This is a genomic window from Streptomyces aureus (assembly GCF_001418135.1).
GTDB lineage: Bacteria > Actinomycetota > Actinomycetes > Streptomycetales > Streptomycetaceae > Streptomyces > Streptomyces aureus_A.
The window spans coordinates 1-1,018 of record NZ_LIPQ01000365.1 but is presented as its reverse complement, the minus strand read 5'-3'; the positions used below and the strand labels follow the sequence as shown (position 1 = coordinate 1,018).

The 1,018-nt window shown below is 75.4% G+C and carries 1 protein-coding gene; it reads left to right on the top strand.

Features of this window, described 5'->3' with window-relative positions:
* Positions 1–861 (top strand): hypothetical protein (locus AOK00_RS27445; RefSeq protein ID WP_055602943.1); only part of this gene is annotated, 861 nt, incomplete at its 5' end.
* Positions 862–1,018 lie beyond the last annotated feature (157 nt).

The window sequence follows — 1,018 nt, the reverse complement described above, 5'->3', positions numbered from 1 at the left end:
CCGCAGCCCCCGGCCGCCGCCGCGCCCACCGTCACCCCCGCCGACGCCTCCGACGCGGCCCGCCTCGTCTCCTTCGGGCTGCAGCCCAAGCTGCTCCCCGCCCGCGACGCCGAGTACGCGGAGCTGCTGCGCCGCTACCGCGAGGACCCCGCCTTCGCGCGCCTCGCCGACGCCGTCGCCACCGGCCTCGGGCTCATCGTCCTGGAGGTCTCCCCGCGCGCGGGGATGGCCGTCACCGCCGGCGAGGACTCCGTCTTCGCCGTCCGCATGGGCGACTACGCGCGCCGCGCCTCCACCGACTCGGCCGACCGCTTCCTGCACGGCCTGGCCCATCTCGCCGTCGCCGCCATGGCCTTCCCCCGCCCCGAGGACCTCGCGGACGACGCGTACATCGGCCGACTCACCGTCAACGGCGTCGACGCGTTCGTACGGCAGGCGTGTCTGCGTCTGGAGCAGCGCGCCGAGGAGCAGGGCGAGAACACCGACCCGGCGTCCGACGCCCCCGGCCTGGAGGCCGCCTGGCGGATCTACGCCCGCCGCAGCGCCACCGGCGCCACCAAGGACGCCCGCAGGCTCGCCGGATCCACCACCGGCATCGTCGGCAAGGCGGCCGCCTTCCTCACCGACTCCGGGTTCCTCCAGCGCACCGGGGACGAGGGCGGCGGCTCCTACCGCACCACCGCCCGCTATCAGCTCCAAGTCCGCGACATGGCCGGCTCCACCGCCATGGCCGAGCTCCTCGAACTCGGCGTCGTCCCCGTCAGCGACGGCTCCGCCACCCTCCTGCCGCCGCCCGAGGGCGACGACCTGGAGATCGCGGCCGACGCGGGCCTGCCCTTCCACGCGCCACCGTCGGCGTAACCGCCCCGCGTAACCGTTCTTCCCGAGCACGAGAGCACGAGAGTCCCTCGCCATGTACGAGCTGTCCCGGGTCCGCCTGTACTCCATCGGTCCCGCCGGTGCGCGCTACGCCGACACCGTCCTGGACCTGCGGGGGGTCGGCGTAGCGCGCACCGGC